The following is an 18,985-nucleotide window of genomic DNA, read 5'->3' as shown; positions in this document are numbered from 1 at the left end:
CAGCTAGTCACTTCGCGGATGCTCAACGTAGCCCCTGGGGCCGACATCCCGCCCGGGTAATCGAAAGACGTACGGCGCCCCCGCCGGGTTCCCGCCACCCGGGCGCACCGTCCCGGCCACCGTCGCCGCAGGTCGCCGCCCCGCCGCCGGCGTCAGTACAGGTCCCGGTACGCCGGGAACACCCCGCCCGGCCCGTCCACCCCCTCGGCCGCCAGCACCGCCCGCACCACCGCCCGCGCCAGCACGTCCGCGCCCGCCGCGAGCACCGCGTTGTACTCGTCCAGGTCCTCCGCCGGCCGTTCGCCGGCCGACAGGGCGAAGACCGTGTCCCCGTCGTGCATCAGGTGCACCGGACGCACCGCCCGCGCCAGGCCGTCGTGCGCGGTGCCCGCCACCTTGCGGGCCTGCGCCCGGGTCAGCCGGGCGTCCGTGCCGACCACGGCGAGCGTCGTGTTCAGCGGCGGCCGCACGAACCCGGCGGCGCGCTCCCGCGTCTCCTCCCGGGCCCGCTCCAGCCGGGCCAGGGCCGCCGCGTGCACCGCCTCGGCCGGGTACGCGATCCGCCCTTCGTGCAGGCGCCCGTACAGCACCCCGGTCGCCGGATCGAGCACCGAGCCGACCGCGTTGACGACCACCAGCGCGCCCACGGTCGTCCCGGACGCCAGCCGCACGCTCGCCGACCCGGTGCCGCCCTTCAGTCCGCCGGCCACCGCCCCGGCGCCCGCGCCCACCGAGCCCTGCGCCACCCGCGCGCCCACGGCGGAGGCGGCCGCCGCCGTCACCGCGGCCCGCCCCAGGGCGGCGTCGGGCCGGGCCCGCCAGTCGCCGCCGCGGCCGAGGTCGAACAGCGCCGCGGCGGGCACCACCGGCACCACCTGCCCCGGCTCCGGTCCGACCGGCACCCCTCGCCCCTGTTCTTCCAGCCAGGCCATCACCCCGGAGGCCGCGTCCAGTCCGTACGCGCTGCCGCCGGTCAGCACCACCGCGTCCACCCGCTGCACCAGGGCCAGCGGGTCGAGGGCGTCCGTCTCGCGGGTGCCGGGCCCGCCGCCGCGCACGTCCACGGCGGCCACCGCGCCGCCCTCGGGCGCGAGGACCACCGTGGTCCCCGACAGCGCGCCCGGCCCGGCCAGTTCGGCGTGCCCGACCCGCAGCCCCGCCACATCCGTCAGTGCGTCTACTCGGTCCATGCGTCATCCGTACCAGTTCTCGTCAACTTCGGCCCCGACGCGCAGGTTTGGCGGGGGTTCATCATGGAATGCGGGAGTATGAGGTGCATGGCAACGAACACGACAAACGAGGCCATCCCGCGCCAGCAGGGCCGGCCCCGCACCCGACCCGACAGCGAAGAGCCTCCTGCGGAACGGGGGTTGGCCTGGCTGCTGGCCACCACCGGCGCGGCCGGGGTACTGGCCTCCTGGGTGATCACCCTCGACAAGTTCCTGCTGCTGGAGGACCCGGACTTCAAGCCGGCCTGCAGCCTGAATCCCGTGGTCTCCTGCGGCAGCGTCATGCAGAGCGAGCAGGCCGCGGCCTTCGGCTTCCCCAACCCGATGCTGGGCCTGGTCGCGTACGGCGTGGTCGTCTGCATCGCCGTGGGGATGCTGGCCGGCGCCCGCTACCGGGGCTGGTTCTGGCTGGGCCTGTCCGCCGGCCAGCTCTTCGGGACGTCCTTCTGCGCGTGGCTCATGTTCCAGTCCCTGTACCGGATCAACGCCCTGTGCCTGTGGTGCTGCCTGGCCTGGGTGGCGACCCTGCTGATGTTCTGGTTCACGCTCGCCCGGAACGTCCGCACCGGGGTGCTGCCCGCTCCGCGCTGGCTCCGGGGCTTCTTCGGGGAGTTCCCCTGGGTCGCGCCGGTCCTGCACGTCGGGGTCATCGGGATGCTGGTCCTGACCCGGTGGTGGGACTTCTGGACCAGCTGAACCGCCCGTCCCCTTCCCCCGCTCACCCTCCTTCCCCCACAACGACGGGACCCCCGGCGGCTGGCGGCCGCCGGGGGTCCTGCACGTCGCTCCACGGGCGTCACGGGCCCGGACGGGGAGAGGGAGCGGAGATCAGCTGCCCACAGCGCCGTTGCCGGAGAGCACCGGGATGTTGTCCAGGATGTGCGAGAGCGGCTCGTCGCCCTTGGCCTGGGTGGAGTTCTCGGTGCACTGCTGGGTCTGCGGCGCGGACAGGACCGGGATGTCCTGGACACCGACGTTGAGCAGGGCGACCAGCGACTGGGCGTTGACCTTGGCCGGGATGCCGATGCAGGGCTTGTTCAGGGTGCCCTGGACGACGGAGAGCTGCGGGCTCTGGTCGCCGGCGGTCTTCTGGTTGCCGTAGATCTGCTGGGCACCGTTGCCGTTGACGGTGTTGATCCCGTTGTCGTTGCCGATGGCCATCGCCGGGGCGGCGACGGCGGCGCCGGCGCCGACCACGGCGGCGGTGGCGGCGGCGGTGGCCATAATCTTCTTGAGCATGGGGTGATCCTTTTGTCGCACGAGTGCCCGCTAGTGGAGCGCCCTGATCAACTGGGCCCGGCGGGGGTTGGTTCCGCTGCTTCACTCAAACGGCCCGTGCGCATTGCGCTCGGTAGACGCGGATCTCACGGTGGGTGATGGGGGATTCGTCCCGATCCCGCAGTCCATCGAAGGAACACCCATGCACCCCAAGAAGGCGCCCCGCGTCCTGGTCCCGTCCGCGCTGTGCGCCGCCCTGTTGTTCGGCGCGGCCGCGCCCGCGGGCGCGGCGTCCGGTGACGACTCCGCCGCCGCGTTCCGCAGCCGCCTCACCAACTCCACCGCCCACCAACGCCTGACGGCCGACGCGGTCCACCAACGCCTCGCGGCCGTACGGGAGGTGGAGGACCGGATCGAGCGGCGGATCGAGCAGAAGGCCGACGAACGCCCCGAGCGGAGTGCGGAGGACCGGTCGGCGGCGGCCGTCCAGGCCGGCCCGATCGACGACCTGCTCGCCGGCCTGACGAAGACCCTCGGCGACCTGCTCGGCTCCCTCACCGGCCTGCTCGGGGGGATCAAGCTCCCGGCGATCGAGCTGCCGAAGCTGCCCGATCTGCCCATCGAGCTGCCGAAGCTCCCGATCGAGCTGCCCAAGCTCCCCGACCTCCCGGTGGAGGTCCCGAAGCTCCCCGTCGACCCGCCCGCGCTCCCGGACCTCCCCGTCGATCCGCCGAAGCTCCCGGACCTTCCGGTGGACGTCCCGGACCTTCCGGTGGACCTCCCGGAACTGCCGGTGGAGGCGCCGGCCTTGGAGGTGCCCGAGCTCCCGTGAGCCCGCCCGGTCGCGGGCTCCCGGACCGGCTCCGGAGCCCGCGACCGGGCACGCGGTTACGACAAATGGGCTGAACAGGGCGAGTTGTGGACCGACCCGTGTCGTTTCGCCGCGCCGCACCGTTTCGCTCGGTGTGAGCCCCGGATCGGGGCGGATCATCGAACAGAAGGTGCACTTCCCATGAACTCTGCCAAGAAGGCCGCTCTGGTCCTGGCCTCCGCCGGTCTCGCCGCGGGTGCGGCCGCCGGCTCCGCCGTCGCCGACTCCCAGGCGGATGGCGCTGCCGTGGGGTCCCCCGGCGTGCTGTCGGGCAACCTGGTCCAGGTCCCGGTCCACGTCCCGGTCAACGTCTGCGGCAACTCCGTGAACGTCATCGCGCTGCTGAACCCGGCCTTCGGCAACGTCTGCGTCAACGACTGACGCAGCGGCCCGCTCGGCTCCCCGAGGCGCCCCCGGCTTCCGGCCGGGGGCGCCTCGACGTGTGCGGGGGGTGTGCGCGTACGGGTACGGGAGGCCGCGCCCGCCGTCGTGCCGGGGACGGCCCGGGGGGTGACGCGCCTCCGCCCGCGCCGCCGGTGGGGTCCGGGCGGCGCGGGCGGAGACGGGGGAGCGGAGCGGGGAGCGGAGCGGGGAGGGAGGCGTGGGCTCAGCCGCCGTTGACGTGCAGGCCGCCGAGCATGGGGGCCACCGCGGGCAGGGTGTCGGTCGCGCCGGAGACGGCGCCCATGACCTTGTCGGGGGCGTGGTTGCGGAAGTCGTTCACGCCCTCGACGCCCTGCACGGCGGAGTTGACCGCGGAGCCCTGCTCGGTCACGGCGTTCTCGAGGTGCAGCGGCAGGTCCGAGGTGGGCGCGGAGGCGGCGGCGAGGACGTCCATCGCCCCGCCGTTCAGGCTCATGGGGGCGGGGCCGTCGGCGGCGAAGGCGGGGGAGGCCGCTCCGAGCGCGGCCACGGAGCCGGCGACGACAGCGGCGACCTTCGAGAACTTCATTTCGAATCCCTTTCTCCGGCGGCGACCGTCGCGCCACTCTCGTCCTGCTCAACGATTCCTCCGCACAACGGAAACCCCGTCGCCGTCGGTTTCTTGCGGGACGCTCGGACATGCGCTCGGGCAAACGCTCGGCCGGAGAATCCCAGAGGGATCTCCGGCCGATATTTCTTAGTTTTTTCGATTCCCCCGATTACCTCTCCTACGCCGACATGCTCCGGGAGCGCCGGTACAGGACGGCGCCGCCGAGCAGCAGGCCCGCGCTCAGCGCGGCCGCGGGCACGAGCGGCCCGCCGGCACCGGTGGCGGCGAGGACGGGCACCTGCCGGGCCGGCAGCGGGGCCGGGGCGGGGGAGGGGGCCTCGGGCGCGGGCGCCGGGGCGGCGGCCGGGGGGCTCACCGGGGCCGGTGCGGGCGCCGGGGTGAGGTCGACCGGGCGGTCCTCCTCCGGGTTGGCCGGGGGCTGGTCCACGGCCGGCGCGGCCGGAGCCGGTGCGGCCGGGGGCGCCTCGACGACCGGGGCCGGGGCGGGCGCGGCCGGCGCCGGCGGTACCACCGGGGGAGCCGCCGGGACGGGAGCCGGGAGCTCGGCCGCCGGGGCCGGCGCCGGCTGGGCCGGTGCGGGGGCCGGGAGCGGCGCGGGGGCCGGGACGACCGGGGGCAGGTCCTCCTGGTGGCCCTGCCGCGGCCGCGGCTCGGGCACCTCGTGGGGAGCCGGGGCCGGGGCCGGGGCGGGGAGCGGCGTGGCCTCGTGCACCGGCGGTGCCGGGTGCGGCTTCGGGGCCGGGTGCGGCTTGGCCGGGACGTGCGGCTTGGGCCGGGGTCCGGCCTCGTGCACCGGTGGTGCCGGGTGCGGCTTCGGCCCGGGCTGCGCGTGGGGCTTGGGGGCCGGGTGCGGCGTGGGCTGCGGGGGGACGTGCGTCGCGGGCCGGGGCGGCGGGGCGCCTTCCTCGTCGCAGTCCTCGTCGTGGCCGCCGTAACCCGGGCCGCGGTCCTCCTCGGCGCCGGGGCCGTACGCCCCCTCGTCCCCGTGCGCGTGGCGGCCGGGTCCCGCGGGGCCGCGGTCGGCGTGGCGCCCGTACCCGGGTCCGCGGTCCTCCTCGTACCGCCCGCGGTCCCCCTCGCCGCCGTCGGGGCGGCGGTGCCGGCCGCGGCCTGGTCCGGCGTCCTCGTCGTGCGAGGGCCGCAGGTAGCGCTCGTAGTCCCGGGCCTCGGGGGCGAGGTGGCGCTCGTAGTCGTATCCGCCGCCGTAGCCCTCGCCGCCGCCGTAGTAGTGGTGGTGGACCTCGTGGCCGGAGCCGTTCTCGCAGTGGTTCCCGAACGAGGGGTTGAGGGCCCCGCCCGGGTCCACGGTGTTGCCGCACACGTTCGGGGAGAGCGTGACGGGTACCGAGACGGCGTTGCCGGACAGTACGCCCGGGGAGTGCGAGGCCTCGGCGGTGGCCGCCGGGTGCGCGAACGCGACCCCGGTGCCGAGGGAGAGCAGACTTGAGGCCGCCGCGGCGGTGAGTACGCCCTTGCTCAGTACTTGTCGGCTCAGTACCTGTCGCATGGGTCCTTCCCTGTCTACCGGCGCGCGGCCGGTGCGGTAATTCAAGGTGGCCTCGGAGTGCACCGCCGTGCACTCCGAGGCCACCCCGAGGAGGTTCGCCCTAGTGGGCGGCAGACGCGGCGTTGCGTCAGTCGTTGAGGCAGACGTTGCCGAACGCCGGGTTGAGCAGCGCGATGACGTTGACGGTGTTGCCGCAGACGTTGATCGGGACGTGGACCGGGACCTGGACCAGGTTGCCGGAGAGCACGCCGGGGGAGCCGACGGCCGCACCGTTGGCCTCGGAGTCGGCCATCGCGGGGGCGGCGGCACCGGCGGCCATCAGGACACCGGCGACGACGGCGGCTGCCTTCGTGAGCTTCATTTTCTGTCCTTTCCCGCAGCGGTGTTCACCGCATACACGACCCTCGTGCTGCGCACACAGTTTCCTGTCCGTACAACACCACTGCGAGCTGAGTAACGAGCTGTCCGTGAAAAAGAAACCGAGAATCCTGGGCGGGTCGCGGGGCTTTCACTCCAATGCCTCCGTGAAAGGATCCTGAAGAAACCTTCCGGAGGATATCCGCGTCGGTTTTCGACGGTTATTCGCGGGCGTCGGCGGAGTCGGCGCGGGGGTATTCCACCGGTGGGCGGCGGGGCCGGCGCGCAGACGACGAGGCCGCCGCGACCCGGAGGGTGCGGCGGCCTCGTGGCGCGGGGCGGTCGGGACTAGCTGTTGACCGCGCCGTTGCCGGAGAGCACCGGGATGTTGTCCAGGATGTGCGAGAGCGGCTCGTCGCCCTTGGCCTGGGTCGAGTTCTCGGTGCACTGCTGGGTCTGCGGCGCGGACAGGATCGGGATGTCCTGGACGCCGACGTTGACCAGGGCCAGGACCGACTGCACGTTGGCCTTCGCCGGCAGGGCGACACAGGGCTTGTTGAGGGAGCCCTGGATCAGCGCCATCTGCGGGCTCATGTTCCCGTACGTGGCCTGGTTGCCGTAGACCTGGGAGGCGCCGTTGCCGTTCACGGTGTTGACGCCGTTGTCGTTGCCGATCGCCATCGCCTGCGGGGCCATCGCAGCTCCGACGCCCACGACCGAAGCCGCGACCGCCGCCGTGGCCATCATCTTCTTGATCACTGTCATCCCTTTTCTGAGGATTGCCCGGTACAGGAGCATCCGGATCAACGGTCGGCGCCTGGTTTGGGTTGCGACCCTTCACTCGTTCGGCCGAGCGCCCCCGGGTGCCCGAGGGTCGGATCCGGTCGCGCCGACCGCGTGGGGCCCGGTGGGGCCGCCAAGTGGGGCGCGGGTCCTAGGCGTTGACGCAGGTGTTGCCGAACGCCGGGTTGAGCAGGGCGATGACGTTGACGGTGTTGCCGCAGAGGTTGACCGGGACGTGCACCGGGACCTGGACCAGGTTGCCCGACAGGACGCCGGGGGAGTGGGCCGCGGCACCCTGGGCGAAGGCGCCGTTGCCGCCCTCGCCGTGGGCGGAGGCCAGGCCCGCCCCACCCATGATCATCGCGACGCCCGCGACGGCCAGGGTCGAGGTGCGGATCAGCGTCTTCTTCATCTCGGTTTTTCCTTTCGGTTCGAACAATGGTGCACCCGCATAACGACGCTCGACCGTCAAGGGTGCGCACCGTCGCCCGAAAGGCCGTACAAGCGAGTCCGACGTGATTTCCACCCCGATTTCTGACAAAGTGCACTCCTGTTTTGTCGCCTTGATCGAAATTGGAGACCGGGTCATGTCGGAGGCTTCGAAGTCGACGGGGCGCGGGACCTTCCGCACCCTCGGCACGCTGTCCGGCCTGGGGCTTTCCCTCGCCCTTCCGGCCGCCACAGCGGTCTCGGCGCCGGCGGAAATGCCCGAGATTCCATTCACCCACCGTTACCAGGCGGTCCAGCACGGCGGATTCGTACGGGCGTCCAACTCCGGCATCAGCTGCTGGCGCCGCGTCGATCCCGACGTCGAGCCCTGCGCCGACGTCAGACGCGGCGCCGCCGCGGTCAACTCGAACTTCGACATGCTCTACAGCGACGTCGACCGGGACCCGAACACGTACAACGCGACCCGTGCCGAGCTCCTGCTCCCGCCCGGCGCGCGGGTCACGTACGCCCGCCTCTACTGGGGCGGCAACCTGCGGGTCGGGGAGCAGAAGCCGCCGGAGGACAACGGCCGGGTCCTGGTCGCCGAGCCGGGCGGCTCGTACAAGGACGTGCTGGCCGACACCAAGGTGGGCCACCGCGACGGCGACGAGAGCGACGCCTACCAGGCCTCGGCCGACGTGACCCCCCTGGTGCGGAGGTTCGGCGGCGGCCTGTGGACGGTGGCGCAGCTGAACATCGCCAAGGGCAGCTCGGACGTGGGTGCCTGGGGCGGCTGGACCCTCGTGGTCGCGTACGAGAAGGCCGACGAGCCGCTGCGCCAGCTCTCGCTCTGGGACGGGTTCACCGCCCTGGGCGAGGACCCCGAGGCGGACGTGGACGCGGGCGACGACGATGACCTGGACGCGGACGACGCCCGGCCGGCGGACACCGGCCGGACGGTCGAGCTGACCGGTCTGGACGTCCCGGCGCGGGGCGCGGGCCGGGTGGGGGTGGTCGGCTACGACGGGGACCGGGGGGTGCGGGGCGACTCGCTGACCGTGACGGCCAGTAGCGGTCGTCGAACGAACATCGGCGACGCCGAAAACCCGTTCAACGACGTACTGAATTCCACGATCACGGATTTCGGGCGTTCTGTTTTCAAGCGACAGCCAGATTATATGAACAATCTCGGATATGACGCGGACGTCTTCGACCTCGGTCCCGCGCTGTCCGAAGGCGCCCGCAGCCTGCGCTTCAGGTTCGGTGCGGAAAACCAGGGTCAGTTCCTCGGCGTGCTCTTCGTACAGGCAGACGCGCGCCGCTGAATCGTACGGAGACCACTCCACGTGCAGTCAGACCACGCGACCGACGGCGCCAGCCCGACGGTCCTCCACCTCGTCCAGCCCGTGGAGGGCGGAGTGGCCCGGGTCGTCACCGACCTGGTCCGCGCCCAGACCCGGGAAGGCCTCCGCGCCGTCGTCGCCTGCCCGCCCGGCGGCACCCTCGCCGACACCGCGCGGGAGGCCGGGGCCGACGTACTGACCTGGCGGGCCACCCGTGGCCCCGGTCCCACCCTCGCCACCGAGACCGCGGCGGCCGCCCGCCTGCTGGCCCGGGTACGGCCCGACATCCTGCACGCCCACAGCGCCAAGGCCGGCCTCGCCGGCCGGCTCGCGGCCCGCGGCCGGCCGCGCACCGTCTTCCAGCCGCACGCCTGGTCCTTCGACGCGGTCAGCGGCACCACGGCCGCCCTCGCCCTGCGCTGGGAGCGGATCGGCGCCCGCTGGGCCGACCGGGTGCTCTGCGTCAGCGAGTCCGAGCGGCGCGAGGGCGAGTCCGCGGGCATCGCCGGCCGCTGGGCCGTGATCCGCAACGGCGTCGACCTCGACCACTTCCGGCCCGGTGACGGCGACGAGAAGGCCGTCGCCCGGGCCGGACTGCCGCTGCTGTCCCGCTCCGCACCCCAGGGGCAACTCGTGGTGTGCGTCGGCCGGCTGTGCCACCAGAAGGGCCAGGACCTCCTGCTGCGCGCCTGGCGAGAGGTGACCGCGACCGCCCCGGGCGCCCGGCTCGTCCTGGTGGGCGACGGCCCCGACGCGCTCCGGCTGAAGCACGCGGCCCCGCCCGGCGTGCTCTTCACGGGGGCGGCCGCCGACATCAGGCCGTGGCTTCGGGCCGCCGATCTCGTTGTACTGCCGTCGCGCTGGGAGGGCATGGCGCTCGCCCCGCTCGAAGCCATGGCCTGTGGCCGCCCGGTCGTGGTGTCCGACGTCAGCGGGGCCCGCGAGAGCCTGCCCCCCGGCCAGGCGCCCCTGTGCCTCGTGCCGCCGGAGGACCCGACGGCCCTGGCCAAGGCGCTCGGCCGGCTGCTGGCCGAACCGGAGCTGCTCGACTCGCTGGGGCGCCAGGCCCAGGAGCACGCGCGTGCGGAGTTCGACGTACGGCGGACCACCGCCGCGGTCACCGGTCTGTACCACGAACTGCTGGGCCTGCCCCGGCTCTTGAACCAGGAGCGCAACAGCCGATGACGATGGAGAGCGCACACGCGCCGCACGCCGGGCGGAAGGGCGCCGCACCCACGGCCCTCCGCCGCTCGGCGACCTCGATCCACCCGCCGCGCCGGCCCCGGGCCGAGCGGGTCCGCCCGGCCGTGCGGCCGCGGCGGACCCGCCGCCACCCCGGCGCGGCACCGCTGCTCGCCGTCGACGTGCTGGCCGCCCTGGCCGGCACCGCCGCCCTGCCCGCCCTCGCCCCCGCCGGCGGGGCCGCGGACGCCCTCACCACCGGCCCGCTCGCCGCGGCCGGCCCGCTCGTGCTCGCCGGTCCGGTCGTCGCGGGCCTGACGGTGCTGCACGCCCGGGCCGGGCTGTACCGGCCCAGGCTCGCCCCCTCCGCGCTCTTCGAACTCCCCGCCCTGCTGGGCCGGTCCGCCGTCGTGTGGTGCGCCGCGGCCGCCGCCGTCGCCGCGGCCGCCCCCCGCCACGCCCTCGGCTGGGCCGCGCTGGCCACCGCCGTCTGCCTCCAGGTCGTACTGACGTGCGCGGGACGCGGGTTCGTCAACCAGCTGCGCCGCCGGGCCGCGGTCCGCCACCCCCGTTCCACCCTCGTCGTCGGCCCGCTGGCCGGCGCCCGCCAGGTGGCCACCGCCCTCCAGGGCCGGCAGGAGTACGGGCTGCGCCCGGTCGGCCTCGCCGACCCCGGCCAGGACCCCGAGGCCGCCACCGGCCCGCTCCCGGTGCTGACCAGCCACGAGGACGTCCGCCGCGCGGTGATCCAGAACGCCGTCCGGGTCGCGGTCTTCACCCGGCCCCCCGAGGCCGACGAGCGTACCGCGGCCCTGCTGCGGCTCTGCCACGACCACGGCTGCCGGCTCTGGCTCGCCGACCCGGCCGGCACCGCCCGGGTCACCGGCATGCGGGTGGCCCGGACCTCCGGAGGCGCGGACGGCCCGGCCGGTGCCGACCACGTGTGGGGCTACGCCGCCCAGCTGCTGCTGCCCCGCCCCGCCCGGCCCGTGGAGCGCGCGGTCAAGCGCCTCATGGACGGCCTGCTGGCGCTGGTCGCCCTGACCCTGGCAGCGCCCCTGATGGCCCTGTGCGCGGCGGCCGTACGGCTCGCCGACGGCCCCGGGGTGATCTTCCGGCAGGAGCGGGTGGGCCTGTACGGGCGCCCCTTCACCCTGCTGAAGTTCCGCACCCTGCGCGCCGACGAGCACGAGTCCGCCACCCGCTGGACCGTGGCCGGCGACCGCCGCATGAGCCGGGTGGGCAGCTTCCTGCGCAAGTCCTCCCTCGACGAGCTGCCGCAGCTGTGGAACGTCGTCCGGGGTGACATGAGCCTGGTCGGCCCGCGCCCCGAACGCCCCTTCTTCGTCACGAAGTTCGCCGACGTCCACCCCGGCTACGAGGCCCGCCACCGGATGCCCGTCGGCATCACCGGACTGGCCCAGATCAACGGCCTGCGCGGCGACACCTCCATCGAGGACCGGGCCCGCTTCGACAACCACTACATCGACACCTGGTCGCTCTGGCAGGACCTGTGGATCCTGGCCCGCACGGCGGCCTCCTTCTTCCGCTTCCGCCTGGGAGGCAGCTGACCATGAGCGCCCCGCCCGGGGTGCGGCTCGCCGTCAGCGGCGCCGCGCCTCTCCCGTACCCGCCGCACACCCCGGCCGCGCCGTTCGCGCCCCTCGCGCGGCTGCTGCGCCGGCACTGGCCGCTGCTGCCGCTGGCCGCCACCGTGCTCGCGCTGGTCGCCCCGGTGCCGGCCGGCGACGCCACCGCCTCCGGCAAGGTCGGCCCCGCCGACGCGGCGTCCCTGCTGCTGGTCCTCGTGTGCGCCGTGCAGGCCCTGCGCGGGCGGGTACGGCCGCTGACCCCGGCGGCCGGGCTGTTCCTCGCGCTGCCCGCGGTGGGGCTGGCGGTGGCCACGGTCACGGCGGGGGACCCGTACGCCGCGCTGCCCGGCTTCGTGCGCTACCTGCAGGTGTTCGTGCTGGTGCCGGGGGCGATCGTGCTGCTCGTCCGCGATGGGTGGGAGTTCCGGGCCGCCGCCGGTTGCTTCGCCGTCCTCGCGCTCGTCCAGGGCGGCCTCGGCGTCGTCCAGTACGCGACCCGTACCGGGGCCTCGTACCAGGGCGAGAACATCCGCGCGGTCGGCACCTTCGGCCCCGGTGACGTCATGGGCATGGCCACCGTCGTCGCGTATGGGCTCGTCGCCGCCGCGGCGCTGGCGCTCGCGCCGGGCACCCCGCGACGGCTGCGGACCCCGGCGGCCGCGGCCGCCGGGGCGCTGGTCGTGCCGCTGGTGCTGTCCTTCAGCCGGGGGGCGTGGATCGCCACCGCGGCCGCCGGGCTGGTCGTCATGCTGCTCGCCGGCGTGCGACGGGCGCTCGCGGTGCTGGCGGCGCTGGTGGCGGCCGGGGTCGTGCTGGTCGGCGGGCTCGGGGTGGGATCCGAGATGGTGGCCGAGCGCCTGACCAGCATCACGCAGGTCAGCTCCGCCCCCGACCAGTCCGTCACCGACCGGTACACGATGTGGGCCGCCGCGGGGTCGATGTGGGCCGAGCGGCCGACCGCCGGGGTCGGGCTCAAGGGCTTCCCCGCGAACCGGGACGCGCACTCCTCGCTCGGCCTCTCCTCCGGCAGCGACACCGCCGGCGCGGGCCAGGCGTTCATGCGCCAGCCGCTGCTGTCCCCGCACAACATGTACCTGCTCGTCCTGAGCGAGCAGGGGCTCGTCGGCCTGACCGCACTGGTCGGCGGCTGGGCCGCGGTCCTCGCCGCCGGCATCCGGCGGGCGGTGCGGCCCGACCCGGGCGCGCGGGCCGTGCGGGACTGCGGACCGGTGGCCGTGGGGCTGCTGGTGTGGCAGCTGACGGACTTCCTGTACGCGGACATCGGCGGGCCCTCGACCGTGCTCACCGGCGTCGTCATCGGCCTCGCGGCCTGGTGGGCCCTGGGCTCCGCGGGTGGCTCCGCCCCGGGTGGCGCCGGCTCCGCGAAGCCGACCCGTGCCGCCCTTCCGGCCCCCGAAGGCGCGGCGGTCGCGTGACGGAGACCGCGGCGCCGGTCCCGGGGGCCCCGCCCCCGGACCCCCGCGCCTCACACGCCGGCGGGGCCGGATTCACCCCCGCCGGCGGTGCCGGGCCCACCCCCGCCGGCGAGGGCGCGTTCCCCGCCGCGGGCGTTCCCGCGCCCGAAGCCCCGGGCGTGGTCGCCCGCGGCGGGCAGGCGGGCCCCGGCTCCGTGCCACCGGGCGTGCTCCCCGGCCCCGCACGCCACGCGGCCCACCCCGTACGACCGGCCGCCGCGCCCGGCGAACCCGGCGGCCCGCGCCTCGGACGGTTCCTCGCCAAGGCCGCCGCCGTCACGGCCGGCCTCACCGCCGCCGGGGCCGTGCTCGGCCTGCTGCGCGACCAGACCATCGCCCACCTCTTCGGCGCCGGCCACGACAGCGACGCCTTCCTGATCGCCTGGACCGTCCCGGAGATGGCCTCGACGCTGCTGATCGAGGACGCCATGGCGCTGCTCATGGTGCCCGCGTTCAGCCACGCCCTGGCCCGCCGGGCGGCCGCCCGCAGCAGCCTGACCCGGCGCGAGGCCCGCGCCCAGGACCCGGTCCGGCTGCTGGTCGGCGCCACGCTGCCCCGGCTCGCCGTGCTGCTCGCCGTGGTGGCCGTCGTGCTGATGGCCGCGGCCCCGCTGGTCGTCGCCGCGCTCGCCCCGGGCCTGCCCGACCCCCGGCTCGCGGTCCAGTGCACCCGCCTGACCGCCCTGACCGTGCTCACCTTCGGCATCGCCGGCTACTTCAGCGCCGGACTGCGCGCCCACCGCTCCTTCCTGCCCCCGGCCGCGATCTACGTCGCGTACAACACGGGCATCATCGGCACGATGCTCGCCCTGCACGCGGCCTGGGGCGTCCGGGCCGCCGCGGCCGGGGTCGCGGTCGGCGGCGCGCTGATGGTGCTGGTGCAACTCCCCGGCTTCCTGCGGCACGTCGGCCTCGTCCGGCCCCGCATCGGCCGCCGGGCGCGCGCGGCGCGGGACGGCGCCCGGCCCACCCTGCTGGCCCTCGGCACCCTCGCCCCCGTCATCATCTTCGCCGTCTCGCGCCAGTCCCAGGTCCTCGTCGAGCGCTTCCTCGCCGCCTCGCTCCCGCCCGGAGCCATCTCGCACCTCAACTACGCGCAGAAGGTCGCGCAGATGCCGATGGTGCTCTCCCTGATGATCTGCACCGTCACCTTCCCGGTCGTCGCCCAGGCCATGGCCGGCGGCGAGCGCGAGAAGGCCCGCCGCCGCGTCGAGCAGGACCTGGCCCTGGCCTCCCTGGCCGTCCTCATGGGCACCGCCCTGGTCATCGGGTACGCCCCCCAGATCATCGAAGTCCTCTTCGAGCGCGGGGCGTTCACCCACTCCGACACCCTCGCCACGGCCTCCGTCATGCGCGTCTACGCCCTCGGGCTGCTCGGCCACTGCCTCGTCGGGGCCCTGTCCCGGCCCTTCTTCTCCACGGCCAGACCGACCTGGTTCCCGGCCGCCGCGATGGCCGCCGGGCTCGTGGTGAACATCGCGGCGGGGGCCTTCGCCGTGGGCCGGTGGGGCACGTACGGCATCGCCGCCGGCAACGCCGCCGGCATCTCCACCACCGCCGCCCTGCTGCTCTACGGCATCGGCTCGCGGGTCATCGCCATCCAAGTGCGCCGGGTGGCCGTCAGCCTCGCCCGGCTCTCCGTGGCCGCCGCGGCCGCCTGCGGCACCGGCTGGCTGGCCGGACCGATGATCCCCAGCCCGCTCCTCAGCGCGGCGCTCGGCTGCCTGCTCGTCCCGGCCATGTTCATGGCCGCCGGCACGGCCATGCAGGCACTCGACGTCACCTCCCTGCCCGCCACCATCACCCAGAGGTTCCGTCATGTCCGCTGACACGGCGACACCCAGCGCCTCGCGCCCCGTCCCGCCCGCCCGCACCGGCGGTCGGACGCCCCGGACACCCAGGACCCCCTGGGTGCTCATGTACCACTCGGTCGCCGAGTTCACCGACCCCGCCGAGGACCCGTACGGCATCACCGTCACCCCCGCCGCGCTGGAGGGCCAGCTGCTGTGGCTGCGCGCCCGCGGGCTGCGCGGGGTCTCCGTCGGCGAACTGCGGGCCGCCCGCGCGGCCGGCGGCGGCGCCGGGCTCGTCGGGCTGACCTTCGACGACGGCTACGCCGACTTCGTCACCCAGGCGCTGCCGCTGCTGCGCCGGTACGAGTGCACGGCCACCGTGTACGTGCTGCCCGGCCGGCTCGGCACCGACAACGTGTGGGACCCGCTCGGGCCGCGCAAGGCCCTGCTGACGGCCGCAGGAGTGCGTGCGGCGGCCGCCGCCGGACACGAGATCGGCTCGCACGGACTGCTCCACCAGGACCTGGTCGGCGCCGCCGACGACGTCCTCGCGCAGGAGCTGGGCGGCAGCCGCGAGGCGCTGCGGGCGCTCACCGGCACCGCCCCGGAGGGCTTCTGCTACCCGTACGGCGCGGTCGACCGGCGCGTCGCCGAAGCGGTGCGCGCCGCCGGCTACGGCTACGCGGTGGCCATCGCCCCGGGCCGGCTGGCAGGGCCGTACGCGATGCCCCGGACCCACGTCAGCCAGGCCGACGGCGCGGCGCGGCTGGCCGTCAAGCGCCTGCGGCACCGCGCCCTGTACGTACGGGGGGCCGCGGGGTGAAGGTCCTGCACATCATCACCGGCCTGGGCGTGGGCGGCGCCGAGCAGCAGCTGCGGCTGCTGCTGCGGCACCTGCCCCCGGAGGTCCACTGCGACGTGCTGACGCTGACGAACCCCGGCCCGGTGGCCGAGGGGCTGCGGGCCGACGGGGTGCGGGTGGTGCACCTGGGGATGGCCGGCAACCGGGACCTGCGGGCGCTGCCGCGGCTGGTCCGCTTCATCCGGGCCGGCCGCTACGACCTCGTGCACACGCACCTGTACCGGGCCTGCCTGTACGGGCGGCTGGCCGCCCGCCTGGCCGGGGTCGGGGCCGTCGTGGCCACCGAGCACTCGCTGGGGGAGCGCGAGATCGAGGGCCGGCCCCTGACCCGCGGGGTCCGCTCGCTGTACCTGGCCGGGGAGCGGCTGGGCGCGGCGACCGTGGCGGTCTCGGACACCGTGGCCGCCCGGCTGCGGGACTGGGGCGTGCCGGGACCGCGGCTGCACGTCGTACCCAACGGGATCGAGGCCGTCCGCTTCCGCTTCGACCCGGCGGCCCGGCGGGCGGTCCGGGACCGGTACGGGCTGCCCGCCGACGCGTTCGTGGTCGGCGGGGTCGGGCGGCTGGTGCCGGGCAAGCGCTTCGACGTCCTGGTGCGCGCGGTGGCGGCGCTGCCGGGGGCGCGGCTGCTGCTGGCCGGGGCGGGCCCGGAGCGGGCCGCGCTGGAACGGCTGGCCGACCGGCTGGGGGCGGCCGACCGGGTCGTCCTGCTGGGCGAGTGCGACCAGCTGGGCGGGGCCGCGCCGGCCGGGGCCGGGGCGGCCCCGGGGGTGCCCGCGCTGCTGTCCGCGCTGGACGTGTTCGTCTCGCCCTCCCGCGAGGAGGCCTTCGGCCTCGCGGTCCTGGAGGCGCTGGCGGCCGGGCTGCCCGTGCGGTACGTGACCTGCCCGGCCATCGACGACCTGGCGCCCGAGGAGGCCCCGGCCGCCCGTCGGATCGGTCCGGAGCCCGGCGAGCTGACCGCGGCCCTCGCCGAGGTGCAGGCCGCCGCCGGCGCGGGCCGGCCGGCCCCGCCGCCCGTCGTCCGCCGTTACGACATCGCCCACAGCGCCGAGTTGCTCCTCGGCGTCTACGCCCGCGCCCTGGCCCCGCGCGGTGCCGTGCCGGCGCGGGCCGCGGGATCCGGCACCCGCCCGCAGCCGACCGCGACCGCGCGCCGGCCGGCGCCGACCGCGCCGGGCCCGGTCCCCGCCCCGCTGCGGGGGGAGCCGGCCCCCGCCCCCGTCGCGGCACCGGCGGACGGCGGCCCGTACGACCGGAACCGACCGCACCACCCGACGCACCCGCAGAGCCCGTTTTCGAAGTGAGGACCGACATGGCCGACCAGAAGAGCCCCGACACCCCGGCGACCGCGAGGGAGGGCGGCGCCCGCCGGGGCCACAGAGCGCGCCGCCGGCTGCTGCTGCCGCCGCCCGCCTGGTGGCCGCTGCCCGCCTGCGCCCTGCTGGGCCTGGTGGCCGGGGCGACGTACGGGCTGGTCAAGGCCCCCGAGTACGCGGCCACCAGCTACGTGGTCGCGGTCCCCGACGAGGACACCGAGCCCGCCACCGCCCTCGGCTTCGCCCAGGCCTACGGCCGGATCGCCACCAGCGCCTCCACCCTCGCGTACGCCCAGCCGCGCGCCGGGATCCCGGCGGAGCGGCTGCGCACCCAGGTCCGGGCCGAGACCTCGCCGGACTCCCCGATGATCGCCATCACCGGGACCGCGGGGACCGCCGCGGAGGCGGCCGACGTCGCCAACGCCGTGGCCGACGCCCTCTCCCTGAACAGCAACCAGGCGGCCAAGAGCACCGGCGTGCAGCTGCTGCTCTTCAACCAGGCCGTGCCGCCCACCGAGCCGGCCTCCGCCTCGGCCAAGCTCAGCGGGGCCGTCGGGCTCTGCGCCGGCGGCCTCGTCGGCGGCCTGGTGCTGCTCGTGAGGCCCGGCGGCCGGCGCCGCCCGCAGGACGGCCGTGACGAGGAGGCCGCGGCCCCGCAGGAGCCCGGCGCGCCCGCCCCCGTCACCGGGGTCACCTCGCTGCCCGCGCCGGCCCACGGCGAGGCCGCCACGGCGGCCGCGGCCGCCGCCGTGAAGGAGGCCGCGAAGGAGAAGAAGGAGAAGGAGTCCGTGCGATGAGGGAGAGCTCCGCGGCGGCCCCGGCCCGGGCCGGGGCCCGGGAGCTGTCGGTGACGCTGTGCCGCGACCCCCGGCAGTTCGCCGGGCTGGAGGAGCAGTGGAACCGGCTGCTGCGCGCCTGCCCCACCGCGACCCCGTTCCAGAGCCACGCCTGGCTGCACTCCTGGTGGCTGTCGTACGGCAAGGAGGGCCGGCTGCGGATCGTGCTGGTCCGGCGCGGCGGGGAACTCGTCGGCGCGGCGCCCCTGATGCTGGTGCACCGGCCGCTGCCGCTGCTGGTGCCGCTGGGCGGGGAGATCACCGACTACTGCGACGTGCTGGTGGCCGCCGAGTACGCCGACGCGGTGGTGCCGGCGCTGGCCCGCGGGCTGCACCGGGCCGCGCGGGGCGCGGTGGTGGACCTCCGCGAGGTGCGCCCGGGGGCCGCCGCCGAGGACCTCGTACGGCACTGGGAGGGCGTGCACCGCACGCTCGCGGACTCCTCCTGCGCGGAGTTCCCGGTGCTGCCCTTCGACGACCTGGTCAAGCGGATGCCGACGGCGGGGGCCCAGCGCACCCGGGCCAAGGTCCGCAAGATCGAGGCGCTGGGCATCGAGGAGCACCCGGTCTCCGAGCACGAGGTGCCGGCCACCGTACGCACGCTGCTCGACCTGCACGAGAAGCAGTGGCGCGGCCGCGGCGTGACGCCCGAGCACCTGCGGCCCCGGTTCGCCGAGCACCTGACCCGGGCCACCCGGCGGATGGTGCGGGCGGGGGACGCCCGGCTGACGGAGTTCCGGCTGGACGGGCGGGTGGTGGCGGCGAACGTGACGCTGCTGTCGGCCGGGCTCAGCGGGGGCTACCTGTACGGGGCCGACCCGGAGCTGCGGGCCCGCAAGGTGGACGTGGTGACGATGCTGCTGCGGCACGAGGCCCAGCACGCCCACGCCCGCGGGCAGGAGGTGCTGAGCCTGCTGCGCGGCAGCGAGCCGTACAAGAACCACTGGCGGCCGGAGACCGTGGTCAACCAGCGGTTCCTGCTCGCCCGCTCCTCGCACCTGCCGCTGCTGCGGCTGCACGAGTCGCAGGTGTCCGGCCGCGAGCGGGCGGTCGGCGCGCTGCGGGAGGCGCTGCCCGCCGCCCGCGACTGGCGGGCGCGGATCAACGACTGGCGGGCCGACGGGGCGCGGCGGTGACGCGCCGCCCGCCGCGGACGCGGCCGGGGCGCCGCCCCGGACCGGGCGCGCACCGCGGG

At 75.7% G+C, this 18,985-nt stretch carries 19 protein-coding genes; 12 read left to right on the top strand and 7 right to left on the bottom strand.

From position 1 onward, the window contains the following. Positions 1-152: 152 nt before the first annotated feature. Entirely contained in the window at positions 153-1,190 is a 1,038-nt protein-coding gene (locus ACIQCH_RS08865) for a P1 family peptidase (protein ID WP_402579443.1), read from the bottom strand. 87 nt (positions 1,191-1,277) lie between these two features. Between ACIQCH_RS08865 and ACIQCH_RS08860 the strand changes: the two genes are divergently transcribed. Further along, positions 1,278-1,925, top strand: coding sequence for a vitamin K epoxide reductase family protein (locus ACIQCH_RS08860; RefSeq protein ID WP_402579441.1), 648 nt, complete (start codon positions 1,278-1,280; stop codon positions 1,923-1,925). A 132-nt stretch (positions 1,926-2,057) separates the two neighbouring features. Here the strand turns inward: ACIQCH_RS08860 and ACIQCH_RS08855 are convergent, their stop codons facing one another. Then, complete coding sequence (locus ACIQCH_RS08855) at positions 2,058-2,468, bottom strand: rodlin (RefSeq protein WP_402579439.1); 411 nt, start codon at positions 2,466-2,468, stop codon at positions 2,058-2,060. A 181-nt stretch (positions 2,469-2,649) separates the two neighbouring features. Here ACIQCH_RS08855 and ACIQCH_RS08850 point away from each other — a divergent pair, with 181 nt between their 5' ends. Both ACIQCH_RS08850 and ACIQCH_RS08845 read left to right on the top strand, forming a co-directional pair. After that, positions 2,650-3,279, top strand: a complete 630-nt coding sequence (locus ACIQCH_RS08850) for a hypothetical protein (protein ID WP_402579437.1) — start codon at positions 2,650-2,652, stop codon at positions 3,277-3,279. Positions 3,280-3,459: 180 nt separating this feature from the next. Continuing rightward, the gene (locus tag ACIQCH_RS08845) at positions 3,460-3,699 is read left to right on the top strand and encodes a chaplin (protein ID WP_402579436.1); all 240 of its coding nucleotides are present in this window, start codon (positions 3,460-3,462) and stop codon (positions 3,697-3,699) included. Between the two features lie 226 nt (positions 3,700-3,925). On the opposite strand, the gene ACIQCH_RS08840 is transcribed toward ACIQCH_RS08845, so the two are convergent. The 5 genes from ACIQCH_RS08840 to ACIQCH_RS08820 all read right to left on the bottom strand — a co-directional run bounded on the left by ACIQCH_RS08840 (position 3,926) and on the right by ACIQCH_RS08820 (position 7,371). After that, complete coding sequence (locus ACIQCH_RS08840; RefSeq protein ID WP_030207059.1) at positions 3,926-4,270, bottom strand: hypothetical protein; 345 nt, start codon at positions 4,268-4,270, stop codon at positions 3,926-3,928. Between the two features lie 199 nt (positions 4,271-4,469). Continuing rightward, positions 4,470-5,819 carry a chaplin gene (locus tag ACIQCH_RS08835; protein WP_402579434.1) on the bottom strand — a complete coding sequence of 450 codons (1,350 nt, stop codon included), beginning with the start codon at positions 5,817-5,819 and terminating at the stop codon, positions 4,470-4,472. A 127-nt stretch (positions 5,820-5,946) separates the two neighbouring features. Beyond that, positions 5,947-6,180, bottom strand: coding sequence for a chaplin (locus tag ACIQCH_RS08830; protein ID WP_402579432.1), 234 nt, complete (start codon positions 6,178-6,180; stop codon positions 5,947-5,949). A 344-nt stretch (positions 6,181-6,524) separates the two neighbouring features. Beyond that, positions 6,525-6,935 (bottom strand): rodlin, encoded by a 411-nt coding sequence (locus ACIQCH_RS08825; RefSeq protein ID WP_402579534.1) that lies wholly within the window; start codon positions 6,933-6,935, stop codon positions 6,525-6,527. 175 nt (positions 6,936-7,110) lie between these two features. Further along, a complete protein-coding gene (locus ACIQCH_RS08820; RefSeq protein ID WP_402579430.1) occupies positions 7,111-7,371 on the bottom strand; it encodes a chaplin in 261 nt (86 codons plus the stop codon). Positions 7,372-7,546: 175 nt separating this feature from the next. On the opposite strand from ACIQCH_RS08820, the gene ACIQCH_RS08815 reads away from it, so the two are divergent. The 9 genes from ACIQCH_RS08815 to ACIQCH_RS08775 all read left to right on the top strand — a co-directional run bounded on the left by ACIQCH_RS08815 (position 7,547) and on the right by ACIQCH_RS08775 (position 18,926). After that, complete coding sequence (locus tag ACIQCH_RS08815; protein WP_402579428.1) at positions 7,547-8,713, top strand: DUF3344 domain-containing protein; 1,167 nt, start codon at positions 7,547-7,549, stop codon at positions 8,711-8,713. 21 nt (positions 8,714-8,734) lie between these two features. Beyond that, positions 8,735-9,916, top strand: coding sequence for a glycosyltransferase (locus ACIQCH_RS08810; RefSeq protein ID WP_402579426.1), 1,182 nt, complete (start codon positions 8,735-8,737; stop codon positions 9,914-9,916). After that, positions 9,913-11,484, top strand: coding sequence for an exopolysaccharide biosynthesis polyprenyl glycosylphosphotransferase (locus ACIQCH_RS08805; protein WP_402579424.1), 1,572 nt, complete (start codon positions 9,913-9,915; stop codon positions 11,482-11,484). The genes ACIQCH_RS08810 and ACIQCH_RS08805 overlap by 4 nt, the downstream gene beginning before the upstream one ends. A gap of 2 nt (positions 11,485-11,486) precedes the next feature. Then, positions 11,487-12,941: an O-antigen ligase family protein gene (locus ACIQCH_RS08800; RefSeq protein ID WP_402579422.1), complete on the top strand. Its 1,455-nt coding sequence runs from the start codon at positions 11,487-11,489 to the stop codon at positions 12,939-12,941. A gap of 158 nt (positions 12,942-13,099) precedes the next feature. Further along, complete coding sequence (locus ACIQCH_RS08795; RefSeq protein WP_402579532.1) at positions 13,100-14,809, top strand: lipid II flippase MurJ; 1,710 nt, start codon at positions 13,100-13,102, stop codon at positions 14,807-14,809. Then, positions 14,799-15,596 (top strand): polysaccharide deacetylase family protein, encoded by a 798-nt coding sequence (locus ACIQCH_RS08790; RefSeq protein WP_402579420.1) that lies wholly within the window; start codon positions 14,799-14,801, stop codon positions 15,594-15,596. Before ACIQCH_RS08795 ends, ACIQCH_RS08790 begins: the two co-directional genes overlap by 11 nt. Beyond that, on the top strand, positions 15,593-16,942 hold the full coding sequence (locus tag ACIQCH_RS08785; RefSeq protein WP_402579418.1) for a glycosyltransferase: 1,350 nt from the start codon (positions 15,593-15,595) through the stop codon (positions 16,940-16,942). Before ACIQCH_RS08790 ends, ACIQCH_RS08785 begins: the two co-directional genes overlap by 4 nt. An 8-nt stretch (positions 16,943-16,950) precedes the next feature. Beyond that, on the top strand, positions 16,951-17,751 hold the full coding sequence (locus ACIQCH_RS08780) for a lipopolysaccharide biosynthesis protein (RefSeq protein ID WP_402579416.1): 801 nt from the start codon (positions 16,951-16,953) through the stop codon (positions 17,749-17,751). Next, positions 17,748-18,926: a GNAT family N-acetyltransferase gene (locus ACIQCH_RS08775; protein ID WP_402579414.1), complete on the top strand. Its 1,179-nt coding sequence runs from the start codon at positions 17,748-17,750 to the stop codon at positions 18,924-18,926. Before ACIQCH_RS08780 ends, ACIQCH_RS08775 begins: the two co-directional genes overlap by 4 nt. Positions 18,927-18,985 lie beyond the last annotated feature (59 nt).

It is taken from the genome of Streptomyces sp. NPDC093225 (genome assembly GCF_044753805.1).
GTDB lineage: Bacteria > Actinomycetota > Actinomycetes > Streptomycetales > Streptomycetaceae > Streptomyces.
Note: the sequence above shows the minus strand (reverse complement) of the source record. Positions and strands in the feature narration are given on the sequence as shown.

Bases quoted from the DNA above. Each gene is read 5' to 3' on its own strand.
- ACIQCH_RS08815 (WP_402579428.1), top strand. From the start codon at position 7,547: ATGTCGGAGGCTTCGAAGTCGACGGGGCGCGGGACCTTCCGCACCCTC.
- ACIQCH_RS08805 (WP_402579424.1), top strand. From the start codon at position 9,913: ATGACGATGGAGAGCGCACACGCGCCGCACGCCGGGCGGAAGGGCGCC.
- ACIQCH_RS08845 (WP_402579436.1), top strand. From the start codon at position 3,460: ATGAACTCTGCCAAGAAGGCCGCTCTGGTCCTGGCCTCCGCCGGTCTC.
- ACIQCH_RS08790 (WP_402579420.1), top strand. From the start codon at position 14,799: ATGTCCGCTGACACGGCGACACCCAGCGCCTCGCGCCCCGTCCCGCCC.
- ACIQCH_RS08820 (WP_402579430.1), bottom strand. From the start codon at position 7,371: ATGAAGAAGACGCTGATCCGCACCTCGACCCTGGCCGTCGCGGGCGTC.
- ACIQCH_RS08800 (WP_402579422.1), top strand. From the start codon at position 11,487: ATGAGCGCCCCGCCCGGGGTGCGGCTCGCCGTCAGCGGCGCCGCGCCT.
- ACIQCH_RS08865 (WP_402579443.1), bottom strand. From the start codon at position 1,190: ATGGACCGAGTAGACGCACTGACGGATGTGGCGGGGCTGCGGGTCGGG.
- ACIQCH_RS08775 (WP_402579414.1), top strand. From the start codon at position 17,748: ATGAGGGAGAGCTCCGCGGCGGCCCCGGCCCGGGCCGGGGCCCGGGAG.
- ACIQCH_RS08830 (WP_402579432.1), bottom strand. From the start codon at position 6,180: ATGAAGCTCACGAAGGCAGCCGCCGTCGTCGCCGGTGTCCTGATGGCC.
- ACIQCH_RS08855 (WP_402579439.1), bottom strand. From the start codon at position 2,468: ATGCTCAAGAAGATTATGGCCACCGCCGCCGCCACCGCCGCCGTGGTC.
- ACIQCH_RS08840 (WP_030207059.1), bottom strand. From the start codon at position 4,270: ATGAAGTTCTCGAAGGTCGCCGCTGTCGTCGCCGGCTCCGTGGCCGCG.
- ACIQCH_RS08780 (WP_402579416.1), top strand. From the start codon at position 16,951: ATGGCCGACCAGAAGAGCCCCGACACCCCGGCGACCGCGAGGGAGGGC.
- ACIQCH_RS08860 (WP_402579441.1), top strand. From the start codon at position 1,278: ATGGCAACGAACACGACAAACGAGGCCATCCCGCGCCAGCAGGGCCGG.
- ACIQCH_RS08850 (WP_402579437.1), top strand. From the start codon at position 2,650: ATGCACCCCAAGAAGGCGCCCCGCGTCCTGGTCCCGTCCGCGCTGTGC.
- ACIQCH_RS08835 (WP_402579434.1), bottom strand. From the start codon at position 5,819: ATGCGACAGGTACTGAGCCGACAAGTACTGAGCAAGGGCGTACTCACC.